This is a genomic window from Mesorhizobium sp. Root554 (assembly GCF_001427025.1).
Classification (GTDB): Bacteria; Pseudomonadota; Alphaproteobacteria; order Rhizobiales; family Rhizobiaceae; genus Mesorhizobium.
Genome location: NZ_LMGA01000001.1, coordinates 693940 through 706660 on the forward strand (window position 1 = coordinate 693940; position 12721 = coordinate 706660).

The following is a 12721-nucleotide window of genomic DNA, read 5'->3' on the forward strand; positions in this document are numbered from 1 at the left end:
CAGGATATGTCGGTTTTCCCGTTCCGCTTTTTGCCGTATTTGATGCTACAACGTGCTCATGACGGGTCACACGGCGCGCCATCGCGCAGCCGATTTTGGAGGGACAATCGATGAAGAAAACCGTTCTCGCCATTGTGGCGACGGCAGTGCTTGTTAGTGCGTGCACCACCGATCCTTATACCGGCGAGCAGAAGGTTTCGAACACCGCGGGCGGCGCCGTTCTGGGCGGCCTGGCGGGCGCGGCCCTCGGCACGCTGGCCGGCGGCAACGACCGCCGCAACGCGTTGATCGGCGCGGGCATCGGCGCGCTGGCGGGTGGCGCCATCGGTTCGGTCATGGACCAGAACGAAAACGAATTGCGGGCACAGCTTCAGGGCACCGGCGTCAGCGTCACCCGCGCCGGCGACCAGATCATCCTCAACATGCCTTCCGACATCACCTTCGCCGTCGATCAGGACGCCGTGAAGCCGAGCTTCTATTCGGTCCTGAATTCGGTCGGCCTGGTGCTGAAGAAGTACAAGCAGACGATCGTCGACGTGTACGGCCACACCGATTCCACCGGCAGCGACCAGCACAATTTCGACCTGTCGCAGCGCCGCGCGCTGGCCGTCGCCAACTATCTCTCGGCCCAGGGCGTCGATTCCCGCCGCTTCGCCGTCACCGGCTTCGGCGAGTCCCGGCCGGTTGCGTCGAACAACACCGCGGAAGGACGGGCGCAGAACCGCCGCGTCGAAATCCAGCTTTCGCCGCTGACCTGATCGGAACGGTATTCCGGAAAAAAGAAACGGCCCCGTTCGGGGCCGTTTCTTTTCCAACGTCAGGATGAGCCTTTCGGTCGGGTGCGCGATCAGACCTTGGCGACGATGTTCATGAAGGCCGGCATGTCGTCCCCGAAACCCACCGTGCCGTCATTGTCGTCGTCCTTGTTGCGCGAACGGGACGGGCGCTGGTCACGGCGCAGTGGCTGATCCCGGCGCTCGGTATTCTCGTTGCGGATGGCGTCCTTGCGCACGCGCCGCTCGCCGGAATCCGATGCCTCGACGCGTTCAGCCGGCGCAGCGGTTTCAGGGGCAGGGGAAGCCGCGACGGCTTCCTGCTCGTCGCCCTTGTCCCGGCCTTTGCCGGACCGCTCGCGGCGCGGCCTGCGCTCGTCACTGTCCTTGCGGCCGGCCCGCTTCGGCGCGCCGCGGCCGCGCCGTGGCGCGTCGTCTTCGCTCTCGCTGGCAACCACGGTCGATAGATCGCCGTCATGCCACTCGATCTTGGTGCCGATCAGTTTCTCGATGGCGTCGATGTACTTCCCGTCTGACCTGGTCGCGATGGTGAACGACTTGCCCGAACGTCCGGCGCGGCCGGTGCGGCCGATGCGGTGGACATAATCCTCGGAATGGATGGGCACATCATAGTTGAAGACGTGGCTGACATCGGGGATGTCAAGGCCGCGCGCTGCCACGTCGGAGGCGACGAGAAGCTTCAGCTTGCCGTCGCGGAAATTGGCCAGCATCGCCATGCGCGCACGCTGGTCCATGTCGCCATGCAGCGCGCCGACATTGAAGTCGTGTTTCAGCAGCGAGCGGAAAAGCTCGGATACGTCGACCTTGCGATTGCAGAAGATGATGGCGTTCTTCAGCCCGTCTTCTTCTTCCTTGATCAGGTTGCGCAGCACTTCGCGCTTGTCCCACGATTTGGAACCGGACTTGACCAGCCGCTGGGTGATGTTGGTCGCGGCCGATGCAGCCTTCGAAACCTCGATGCGCACCGGCGCATGCAAAAACTTTTCCGTCAGCTTGGTGATTTCCGGCGGCATGGTCGCCGAGAAGAACAGGGTCTGGCGGGTGAAGGGGATCATCTCGCAGATGCGCTCGATGTCAGGGATGAAACCCATGTCCAGCATGCGGTCGGCTTCGTCGATGACGAGGATTTCCACGCCGTTGAGCAGCAGCTTGCCGCGCTCGCGATGGTCCAGCAGACGGCCGGGCGTGGCGATGAGCACATCGGCCCCGCGCTCGAGCTTCCTGTCCTGTTCGTCGAAGGAAACGCCGCCGATCAGAAGCGCGATGTTGAGCTTGTTGTTCTTGCCGTATTTGACGAAGTTCTCCTCGACCTGGGCGGCGAGTTCGCGCGTCGGCTCGAGAATGAGGGTGCGCGGCATGCGTGCCCGCGCGCGGCCTTTTTCAAGGCGGGTAATCATCGGCAGGACGAAGGCGGCGGTCTTGCCGGTGCCGGTCTGGGCGATGCCAAGAACATCCTTGCCCTGAAGTGCGTGCGGAATGGCGCCGGCCTGGATCGGCGTCGGCACCGTGTAGCCTGCGTCGGTGACCGCGGAGAGGACCTTCGGCGAAAGACCGAGGCTGGAAAATGTCAGCGCTTCTTGAGCGGTTTCAGTGTCTGATGACAAGATTTGATGTCTTTGGCTGGTTTGAGGCGCGGCGGACTGCGTCGCGGCAAGCGCCCGGCGCTTGCGATATGTTGCATCGCGATAGGCGCAAGTCCGCGATTTGTCAACAGAAACGGGCCTGTTTCCCGCGATTGTGAGAGGCTAACCTTAATCGTAAGGCTTAATGTCCGGGGTCAATCTCAATACCTGAACTGCTCGGACAATATCCGCTCGTTCCAGGAGTGGCTGGGATCGAACAGCAGCGTTGCGGTAGCGTCGCGCGACTCGCGCACCGTCACCGACGTGACGGCCTTGACCTCGGTATGATCGGCGGCGGCGTTCACCGGTCTTTTTTCGGCCTCCAAGATGTCGAAGCGAACGGCCGATTTGTTGGACAGCAGTGCTCCGCGCCAGGCGCGCGGCCTGAACGGGCTTACCGGCGTCAGCGCCAGCAGCGGCGCGTCGAGCGGCAGGATGGGGCCGTGCGCCGACAAATTGTAGGCGGTCGAGCCGGCTGGCGTCGCCACCATGACCCCGTCGCAGCTCAATTCCTCAAGTCGCACCTGATCGTCGACGGAAATCCGGATCTTGGCCGTCTGGTAGGATTGCCGCCATAGCGCCACCTCGTTGATGGCGAGAGCCGAGACGATTTCCCCCTCCGGTGTCGTCGCCTGCATCTCCAGTGGCCGGATGGTTTCGGGAACCGCGGCCGCAATGCGGTCGAGCAGGCCCTCGACGCGATACTCGTTCATCAGGAAGCCAATGGTGCCCCGGTTCATGCCGTAGATGCGCTTGCCGGTGGCCATGGTCTCGCGCAGCGTCTGCAACAGGAAGCCGTCGCCGCCGAGCGCGACGACGATATCGGCTTCGTCGAGCGAAGCCTGCCCATAGCGCTTCGAAAGCTTTTCAAGCGCGGCCTTGGCGTCGGCGGTGCCGGACGAGACGAAGGCAAGGCGACTGCTCGTTTTGCTCATGGGCTCCAACCGTGGCGCCGTTTCACCGGCTGCATCGGCGAGGGCGTAGCATGGGCGCGAACGTCTGCAAAGACGCGGCGTCGGCGCGTGGCGTCGAGCGACGTTTCCCGCGAATGGCAAATTTGATGGTTAATCTGCTGCTTAAGGTCCCGTAAATCTGCTAGTGTCATTTTTATCGACAGGAACGGGTGGCGGGGGCCAAGCCAACCGGGATGGCACATTGCCTTTTCTTCGTATGTTTATAGTCTTCCTGATGATGGGTAGCTTCGCGCTCGCCTTTGCCGAACTCGTGCGCAAATCCGATGCGCTGAGTTCCAGGGACGAGGGAACAGCCATCGCCTGTGGGGAAGCCACTTCGGTCCCATGCCAGCCGCCACGGGGAAGGGTGGAGTAGCGGGCACTTTTTGCCCGCTCCGATCCCCACACCTCCATGGGTGAGCGTCTCCTGGCTGCTCAGCCGTGCCGTCGGATCAAGCGATGCGGTGTAGGGAGATGGTGCCCCCGGCAGGAATCGAACCCGCGACCTTCGGTTTACAAAACCGCTGCTCTACCGGCTGAGCTACAAGGGCATGGCGCTTCGGTTAGCATATTTGCCGCGCCAGTAAAGCCAAATGTCCCGCCCACTCCAGGTCGATCCGCGCAAAATCGTGCGCGCAGCCGTTAAAACCGCCGATTTCCTCACCATATTCGAAGGGAATTCGGTTGGAGGCGGTTCATGATCCGCATTGTCATCGTTGTTCTGGCCGCGGTCGTGGTCTGGGCGCTGCTCGTCTGGATAATCCGCCAGATGAAGCGCGGCGATATCGATTGGAAAGGCATTGGCGTCATTGCGGCATTCATCGCGCTGGCGTTCTGGCTGCGGCACGTTACCGGCATGGGCTGACGCCGTGAGCGTTCACGGCTTTCTCATCGGGCAACGTCGGCCTTCGGCACCCGCGGCTGCGAGGTCCTCGATATTCCGAAAAATCATCGGCTGAAAAAATGAAGAGCCGCATGAACCTTTCTCCTTGCTCGCGCAACTGACGATCAAGAGGCGGGTGGTCGCCTCGGTCAACAGATCAAGGAGAATGACATGTCCAAGCGCTCTTTCGTTTCCGTTCTCGTAGCCGCCGGTCTCAGCGCCGTCACGCTCGCCTCGACCGTGCAGCCCTCGGCGGCCGGGTCCTGGCATCATCATCACCGCCGCGACGCCGCCATAGCCGGCATCGCAGGGCTGGGCGGGTTTATCCTGGGCAGCACGCTGGCGCAGCCGCGCACGGTCTATGTCGAGCCGGACGACGGCGGTTCCTGGCATGTGCGCCGCTGCCTCTCCCGCTACCGCAGCTACGATCCGGGCTCCGACACCTATGTCGGCTATGACGGCCTTCGTCGCTACTGCAATCTCTGAGGCGATAAAATCTCATCCGGAAAGGGCGGCTTCGGCCGCCCTTTTGCTGTTGCGTGGCGGAAGGCGGGGCCGGTCGGACCATACAGGGCAGGGCCGGGGCATCGCGCAATTAATTCGACCAAGAATCTCCTTGCCGGATGAACCTTTCGCCGGCGTGCGGCGACACATGATCATGGGGCGAATGGTTCGCCTCGCTCACAGATCAGGAGATCGTCATGTTCAAGCGCACATTCGTTTCCGGCCTCGCAGCCGTCATCCTCGCCACCGGCGCGCTGGCCGGAACGGCGCAGACCGCCTCGGCGCATCCGATGCACAAGCATCATCATCACTACAAGCACAAGCACCACAAATTTCCGAAATATTACAAGCACTACAAGCACTACAAGCACTACAAACATCACAAGTACTACGGATCCTACTACGGCCATGGCGGCGGGCTCGTCATCGTCCTGCGGTAAACAGCACTTGCACGCTCCATGCGATGACTCCCGCCCGGCGCCGGAGTCATCGCAACCGGCCCAAGCCGAGATTCATCTTTCCCGCCGCCACCTCAAGAAAGTCGTTGCCCTTCACGAGCCCACCAGTTAAACGTTTCATTGTAAATCGTTTAACTGCCGCTTGAGCTTGCTCGGACGCGGATGACTGCGGATCCCGCTTTCGGCGAGAATCCGAAGGGGAAGTGATGGGACAGAATCTTTCGGAAAAGGTGGCCGCGGTGACGGGGGCGGCTTCCGGCATCGGCCTGGAATGCAGCCGCGCCTTGCTTGCCGCCGGGGCCACGGTCGTTCTCGTCGACAGGGCTGAAGGCCCGCTGCGCGACGCATGCAGACAACTCGGCCCGAAAGCCATCCCGCTCGTCATCGACGTGACGGATCCGCAAAACGTGGCCCGCATGATGCCGCAGATCATCGAGCGGGCAGGGCATCTCGACATCTTCCACGCCAATGCCGGCTCCTATATCGGCGGCGAGGTCCTTGACGGCGATCCGGATGCCTGGGATCGCATGTTGAACCTGAACATCAATGCGGTCTTCCGCAGCGTTCACGCTGTCCTGCCGCATATGGTGGAGCGCAAGACCGGCGACATCATCGTCACCGGCTCCATCGCCGGCCTGGTGCCGGTGGTGTGGGAGCCGATCTACACAGCCTCCAAGCATGCGGTTCAGGCCTTCGTCCATACGGTCCGGCGGCAGGTCGCCAAACATGGCCTGCGCGTTGGCGCCATTCAGCCGGGGCCTGTCGTCACCGCGCTGGTCAGCGACTGGCCGAAGGAGAAGCTGGAGGCCGAACTGGCGGCCGGCGGGCTGATCGAGCCGGTCGAGGTCGCGGAGGCGATCATCTTCATGCTGACCCGTCCGAGGAACGTCACCATCCGCGACCTCGTCATCCTGCCGCAGAGCAACGACCTCTGAACACTTTAAAAATAGCTGTTGAACTGAGAAAAGGAAGGCGTTAAACGTTTTACAGATAAACGTTTAACAAGATCGCGCAAATGAACCGGAAACGAGCGACCATCAAGGATGTAGCGGCGGAAGCGGCGGTTTCGATCGCCACCGTCTCGAACGTCTTCAGCGGCCGCAAGCCGGTGAACGCCGATCTGCGGGAACGCGTCGAGCGTGCCGCCCGCAAGCTGTCCTTCCAGATGGATCGCGCGGCGTCACAGCTGCGTTCCGGCCAGGCCCGTGTCGTCGGCGTGCTGGTGCCGGACCTCGACGACGTCTTCTTCACCTCGCTGGTGTCGCGGCTCGAGGTCATGGCGCGGAAGGATGGCTACGACGTCATCGTCGCCAGTTCGCGCGATGACGTCGATCTCGAACAGTCGCGGCTGCGCGCGCTGCTCGGCTGGCGGCCGTCGGGTCTCGTGGCAGTGCCGTGCTCGGACGTCATCCCGTCGCTGCTGCGCGACGAGGTCGGGCACCTGCCGATGGTCTTCGCCGACCGCGTCATGCTCAACGGTTGCTTTGCCGACACCGTCACGATCGACAATGTGAAGGCCGGCGAATCCGTCGCCCGCCATCTGCTCGAGATGGGCCATGGCGACATTCTCGTCGCCGCGTCCAATCTCGGCATCGCGCCGATCCGCGAGCGTGTGCAGGGCGTGCGCAACATGGCCCGGGCCGCCGGCGTCGAGCCAAGGGTGCTGGAGCTCGGCTCGAACGCCGAACGCGGCGCCGAAGTGCTCGCCAACTGGCTGGAAACCAATGCGCATCCGACCGCTGTCTTCGGGCTGACCAATGTGACGACGTTGAGCGCGCTTTCGGCTCTGGCGCGGCATCGGCTCGATGTGCCCGAGCAGATCTCGCTGGTCGGTTTCGATGACTACACATGGATGAGCGCGCGCAGGACGCCGCTGACGGCCATCCGCCAGCCCATCGACGAGATGGCCGGCGTGATCTGGGAGCGGCTGCGGCAGCGCATGGCGGGCGAGGCGGCGCAGCCGCACCCGACGATCCTGGAGACCAGCCTGCAGATTCGCGGCTCGGTCGCCTCGCGCGGGCCGAACCTGCTGGCAGGCCGCGAAGCCGCCGCGAAGCCGTCCGTTTCCGTCCTCGCCGCGCCCGATGGCGCGCAGGCGAATCGCGGCGACTGAACAAGATCGAACGGGTCGGGAGGAGACCGGAGTTTTGCGTACCAGAAGTCTATCGCAGCTGATGCCGCTCATCGCGCCGGTTCATATCCTGATCCTGAGCGTGATCGTCATTCCGTCGCTGTATGTCATCTGGCTCAGCCTCGGCCAGTCGAGCTTCGGACAGGCTCAGACGTTTGTCGGCCTGCAGAACTACTACAACGTGCTCACCGATCCCGCTTTCCGCAGCGCGCTGTGGAACACGGTTATCCTCGTCGTCGTCGCCGTCCATGTGGAACTGGCCATCGGCCTCGGCATGGCGCTCCTCTTTGCGAGCGGCCTGCCGTTCCGTCGCTTCCTGCTGGTGGCCGTGCTGGCGCCCTATGCGGTCAGCGAGGTGATCGCGGTCGTCATGTGGCGCTTCCTGTTCGATCCGGACGCCGGCCCGGTGACGCTGGTTCTCAAGGCGCTGGGCCTGCCGATCCTCGACTGGTCGTTCGAACCGACGCACGCCATGATCCTGATCGCGCTGCTGACGATCTGGCTGCACCTGCCGTTCACCTTCATCATCCTCTACGCGGCGCGGCTTGCCATTCCCGCCGATCTCTATGAGGCGGCGCGCATCGACGGCGCGACGCCGTTCCAGTCGTTCCGCCGCGTGACCATGCCGCTGCTCGGGCCGGCGATCATCGTGGCGCTGCTGTTCCGCTACATCTTCGCCTTCCGCATCTTTTCCGAAGTCTGGCTGCTGACCCAGGGCGGCCCGGCGCGCTCGACCGAGGTCGTGGCCGTCTATCTCTACCAGGAGGCATTCTCCTTCAACGCCTTCGGCACGGCGGCGGCGACCGCCTGGATCATGGTCATCGTCTCGCTGCTGCTGGCTGCCGGCTACGTGTTCATCCTCCGCAAGCAGGGGGCAGCCAATGCGCACTAGGAGCCTGCCCATCAGCATCGGCAAGGCGTTCGCGGTCGCCGCGATCCTGCTGTGGTCGCTGTTCCCCATCGCCTTCATCGTCATGTCGTCGCTGAAGCCGGGGCGGGACATCTTCGCGGTGCCGCCGAAATACATCTTCACACCGACGTTCCAGCACTATGCATCGCTGTGGAGCGAGTGGGGCGTGTTCTTCAACGGGCTGTTCAACAGCACCGTCATTACCGCTGGCGCGACAGTCCTCGCAGTCACCGTCAGCACCTGCGCCGGCTATGTCTATTCGCGCAACTCGAGCCGGTTCCTCAACGCCAGCGTGATGTTCCTGATCATCGTGCGGCTGATCCCGCCGATCGTGGTGACGCTGCCGCTTTTCCCGATCATCAATGCGATGAATTTGAACGACACGCACATCGTGCTGATGGTGCTTTACGCCACCTTCTTCGTGTCGCTCGGCACCGTGCTGATGCGCACCTTCATCGACCAGATCCCGCGCGAACTGGATGAAGCCGCGCAGATCGACGGCGCCGGCCGGCTGACCATCCTGCGTCGGGTCATCGTGCCGCTGGCGGCTCCTGGCATTCTCGCCGTCGCGGTGTTCGTCGTCGTCTTCGCCTGGAATGAATATCTGTTCGCCTTCATCTTCACCGCCACCCGCGCCAAGACCGCGCCGCTCGTCATCTCCGAGATGATCGGCTCCATCGACGGCGTCGACTGGGGCATCCTTTTCGCAGCCTCGACGGTCCAGCTGGCGCCGGTGCTGCTCTTCGTCATTTTCATGAACCGCTATCTCGTCGCCGGCCTCACCGCCGGTGCAACGAAGGGATAGTCCAACATCTGTCAGGGAGGTAACAATGTCAGATAACTTCGCAAAGATTACACGTCGTGGACTTCTCGGCACCGCTCTCGGCGGCGCCGCGCTGCTGGCGACACGCCCGTCCTTCGCCGCGGGCAAGACGCTCAACATTCTCAGCCACAAGGTCCACCAGACCGTGCTCGGTACCGGCGATGGCGATCTGCTCGCGGACTGGAAGAAGGCCAACGACGCCGAACTCGCCTTCACAACCTTCGATTCCAACCCGCTGCAGGACCGGCTTTTCCGCGAGGCCAGCCTGCCTTCCACCGACTACGGTGTCGGCTACATCATCGACAACCGTCCGACGCCCGACGTCGCCAAGCTGTTCGCGCCGCTCGACGATTTTCTGAAAAGCGCGCCGATCGAGAACTACGAAGACATCGCTCCCGGCCTGCGCGAGGCGATGACGGTCGGCGGCAAGACCATCGGCATTCCGGTCCGCCATGCGACCGGCGGCCTGTTCTACAACGAGGCCCTGCTGGAAGAGGCCGGCATTTCTGCGCCGCCCACCACGCTGGAAGAACTGATCGAGCAGGCCGGCAAGCTCACCTTCACCGCGAAGGACGGCACGCCCGTGACCGGCATGATCATGGCCAGCGACCTGGCGGTCTTCCCGGTCAGTTTCGCCCGCGCCTATGGCGGCGATTACATCACCAAGGACTTCAAGCTGCTGCCGAAGCCCGAAGCGATGGAAAAGGCGCTGACGGTCATGGCCGACATGTTCAAGGCAGGCGCATTGCCGCGCAGCTACGCCACCACCAAGAACGACGACCAGGTGACATGGATGCAGCAGGGCCGCGCCGCCTTCACCATGATCACCTTTGCGCGCTACAAGCAGTTCAACGATCCGGCCCAGAGCAAGTTTCCGGGCAAGATCAAGGCCGTCCAGTTCCCGAAGTCGCAGAGCTATGATGGCGAAATGTCGGCCGTCACCGAATCCTGGGGCATGTCGATCCCGGCCAATTTTGCCGACAAGGAGCTGGCGTGGTCTTATATCCGCGAGGTCTCTTCGCCGCGCGTGACCCTGGGCATGGCGAAGAACGGCAACGGGCCGGTGCGCGTCTCGACCTACGCGGATGCCGACTTCGCCGCGGCAAGCCCCGTGGCGGCGGCCGAAGCCAAGGCGCTGGCGACCGCGCGCGGCGCGTTCCCGCCCTTCGCGGAGGCGGCGCGCGCGCAGCAACTCTTCCTCGAGGACGTGCAGCTCGCCGTGCTGGGGCGCAAGACGCCCGCCGAAGCGGTCGAAAGCATGGCCAAGCGCATTACGCCGCTGCTGCCGGCCTGATGAAAATACCGCCGCCCGCGGGCTTCGGTTCGCGGGCGGCGGACATATCTAAGAAACAATGCAGTGCCGCACCGGCGGCCGTCACAACCAGGACAAGACCCATGTCGAAAAGCCCCGTCCGCTCCATTGAAGAGCCCGCCCGTTCCATCCCCGTCTCGGCCGAGTACGACGTGCTCGTCGTCGGCGGCGGCCCGTCCGGCCTGACCGCAGCGCTCGCGGCTTCGGAAGACGGCTTGCGGGTCGGGCTGATTGAAAGCCGCAGCTTCGTCGGCGGCAACATGACCATCGGTCTGCCGGTCCTCGGCTTCCTCGGCCAGAAGGGCAACCAGATCATCGACGGGCTGCCGGAGAAGTTCATCCAGCGCCTGCGCAAGGAGCGCGACGGCGCCAGCGAACACCGGCCGTGTCCGCTGCATATGGGCATCACCCTGGTCGAGCCGGAGGCGGTCAAGACCGTGGCGCTGGAGATGCTTACGGAAGCCGGCGTCGACGTGGTCTTCTACACCTTCTTCGCCGGCGTCGTCATGGATGGCGACACCATTCGCGGCGTCATCACCGAGAGCAAGAGCGGTCGTACGGCGACCCTTGCCAAGGTCGTGATCGACTGCACCGGCGACGCCGATGTCGCTTACCAGGCAGGGGTGCCGACAGAAAAGGGCAACGCCAATGGCGGCATGCAGCCGCCGACGCTGATGTTCTGCATGGCCGGCGTCGACACCGACAAGCTGCGCCTCAGCATCGCCAATTCACCGCCTGCGGCCCGCACCTACCTGACGGATTTCATCCCCGCCGAATATTTCGGCCAGAACCACCAGTTCATCGTCGTCGGCCTGCGCGAACTCGTCATCAAGGCCCAGGAAGAACGCGGCCTCAAGATCCCCAACGAGCGCACGATCATCATCACCGGGCTGAAAAAGGGCGAGGTCTGGATCAACATGACGCGCGTCAAGGGCACCGATGGCACCGATGCGCGCAGCCTGACCAATGGCGAGATCGAGGGCCGGCAGCAGATCGACGACATTGTCACCTACCTCATCAACTACGTTCCTGGTTTCGAAGCCTCCTATTTCACCAAGACGGCGCCGTTCATCGGCATCCGCGAAACCCGGCGTATCGTCGGCCAGTATGTGATGACGCAGGAAGACGTGCTCGCCTGCACGCATTTCGACGACGCCATTGCCGTGGCGAGCTATCCGATCGACATCCATCGTCCCGCCGACGACGGCTGCACGCTGATCTGGTGCGGCGACTGCTACGATATCCCTTACCGCTCGCTGGTGCCGCAGAAGGTCAGCAATCTTCTGGTTGCGGGCCGCAGCATCTCGGCCACGCACGAGGCGATGGGCGCCATCCGCGTCATGGCCACCTGCATGGCGATGGGCGAGGCGGCCGGGCGTGCAGCCAAGATATCGATTCGCGGCAATCGCGCGCCGGCCGACATCGACGTCGAGGAATTGCGCCGCCAGCAGCTCGAACGCGGCGTGTACCTTCGCAATCCTGACGGCACCCGCGCCACGCCAAACGGCCGGCCCGCAAAGCAGGCCGCCTGAACTTTTGCCCGGCCGCACGGCGGCCGGGCGCTTATCGGACTGAAAGAAGATGGCCAGTTATTTTCTCGGCATGGATGTCGGGACGGGCAGCGCCCGTGCCGGCATATTCGACGGCGCAGGCACGATGGTGTCGAGCGCCAAGCGTGACATCCTGCTTTTCCAGGATGCTCCGGACATCGCCGAGCAGTCCAGCCATGACATCTGGCAGGCGGTCTGCGCCAGCGTGAAGGAGGCGGTCAAAAGCGCCGGGCTTGCCGCGGCGGACATCGCCGGCATCGGCTTCGATGCGACATGCTCGCTGGTGGCGCTGGGGCAGGGCGGCACGCCGTTGCCCGTCGGGCCGCACGGCGACGGCAACCGTGACATCATCGTCTGGATGGACCACCGTGCACTCGACCAGACGCGCCGCATAAACGCCACCGGCCATCCTGTGCTGAAGTATGTCGGCGGCACCATCTCGCCGGAAATGGAGACGCCGAAGCTTCTGTGGCTGAAGGAGAATTTGCCGGCGACCTATGACGCCGCCTGGCAGTTCTTCGACCTCGCGGATTTCCTCACCTGGCGCGCAACCGGCAGCCTTGCCCGTTCGGTCTGCACCGTCACCTGCAAATGGACCTATCTGGCGCACGAGCAGCGCTGGGACGAAAGCTATTTCCGCCAGATGGGCCTCGGCGATTTGGCGGATCAGCAGTTTGCCCGCATCGGCACGGACATCGTTCCCGCTGGCGAACCGCTGGGCAGCGGGTTGACCGAGCAGGCCGCATCCGAGCTCGGCCTGCGCCCCGGAACGCCGGTTGGC

13 protein-coding genes and 1 tRNA gene are annotated in these 12721 nt (G+C 63.6%); 11 read left to right on the top strand and 3 right to left on the bottom strand.

Annotated elements, in window-relative coordinates:
- The first annotated feature begins 110 nt into the window (after positions 1-110).
- Positions 111-758, top strand: a complete 648-nt coding sequence (locus ASD44_RS03345) for an OmpA family protein (RefSeq protein ID WP_056108764.1) — start codon at positions 111-113, stop codon at positions 756-758.
- Between the two features lie 89 nt (positions 759-847).
- Here ASD44_RS03345 and ASD44_RS03350 read toward each other — a convergent pair whose 3' ends face one another.
- From ASD44_RS03350 to ASD44_RS03360, 3 genes are all read right to left on the bottom strand, one after another.
- Entirely contained in the window at positions 848-2398 is a 1551-nt protein-coding gene (locus ASD44_RS03350) for a DEAD/DEAH box helicase (RefSeq protein ID WP_056108767.1), read from the bottom strand.
- A gap of 179 nt (positions 2399-2577) precedes the next feature.
- A complete protein-coding gene (locus tag ASD44_RS03355; RefSeq protein WP_056108772.1) occupies positions 2578-3351 on the bottom strand; it encodes an NAD kinase in 774 nt (257 codons plus the stop codon).
- A gap of 493 nt (positions 3352-3844) precedes the next feature.
- A tRNA-Thr gene (locus tag ASD44_RS03360) sits at positions 3845-3920 on the bottom strand.
- Positions 3921-4066: 146 nt separating this feature from the next.
- Between ASD44_RS03360 and ASD44_RS18560 the strand changes: the two genes are divergently transcribed.
- The 10 genes from ASD44_RS18560 to ASD44_RS18670 all read left to right on the top strand — a co-directional run.
- The gene (locus tag ASD44_RS18560) at positions 4067-4234 is read left to right on the top strand and encodes a hypothetical protein (RefSeq protein WP_200946398.1); all 168 of its coding nucleotides are present in this window, start codon (positions 4067-4069) and stop codon (positions 4232-4234) included.
- A gap of 189 nt (positions 4235-4423) precedes the next feature.
- The gene (locus ASD44_RS03365) at positions 4424-4738 is read left to right on the top strand and encodes a BA14K family protein (protein ID WP_056108776.1); all 315 of its coding nucleotides are present in this window, start codon (positions 4424-4426) and stop codon (positions 4736-4738) included.
- 215 nt (positions 4739-4953) lie between these two features.
- Positions 4954-5196 (top strand): hypothetical protein, encoded by a 243-nt coding sequence (locus ASD44_RS03370; RefSeq protein ID WP_056108778.1) that lies wholly within the window; start codon positions 4954-4956, stop codon positions 5194-5196.
- Positions 5197-5420: 224 nt separating this feature from the next.
- Positions 5421-6149, top strand: coding sequence for an SDR family oxidoreductase (locus tag ASD44_RS03375; RefSeq protein ID WP_056108781.1), 729 nt, complete (start codon positions 5421-5423; stop codon positions 6147-6149).
- A gap of 80 nt (positions 6150-6229) precedes the next feature.
- Positions 6230-7327 carry a LacI family DNA-binding transcriptional regulator gene (locus ASD44_RS03380; RefSeq protein WP_056108783.1) on the top strand — a complete coding sequence of 366 codons (1098 nt, stop codon included), beginning with the start codon at positions 6230-6232 and terminating at the stop codon, positions 7325-7327.
- 34 nt (positions 7328-7361) lie between these two features.
- Positions 7362-8237: a sugar ABC transporter permease gene (locus tag ASD44_RS03385; protein WP_082542373.1), complete on the top strand. Its 876-nt coding sequence runs from the start codon at positions 7362-7364 to the stop codon at positions 8235-8237.
- Positions 8227-9060, top strand: a complete 834-nt coding sequence (locus tag ASD44_RS03390) for a carbohydrate ABC transporter permease (protein WP_056108788.1) — start codon at positions 8227-8229, stop codon at positions 9058-9060. Before ASD44_RS03385 ends, ASD44_RS03390 begins: the two co-directional genes overlap by 11 nt.
- A gap of 25 nt (positions 9061-9085) precedes the next feature.
- Positions 9086-10372: an extracellular solute-binding protein gene (locus tag ASD44_RS03395; protein WP_056108791.1), complete on the top strand. Its 1287-nt coding sequence runs from the start codon at positions 9086-9088 to the stop codon at positions 10370-10372.
- A 101-nt stretch (positions 10373-10473) separates the two neighbouring features.
- On the top strand, positions 10474-11922 hold the full coding sequence (locus tag ASD44_RS03400) for an FAD-dependent oxidoreductase (protein WP_056108793.1): 1449 nt from the start codon (positions 10474-10476) through the stop codon (positions 11920-11922).
- A 49-nt stretch (positions 11923-11971) separates the two neighbouring features.
- Positions 11972-12721: FGGY family carbohydrate kinase (locus ASD44_RS18670; RefSeq protein ID WP_244480479.1), on the top strand; the 750-nt coding region annotated here is incomplete at its 3' end.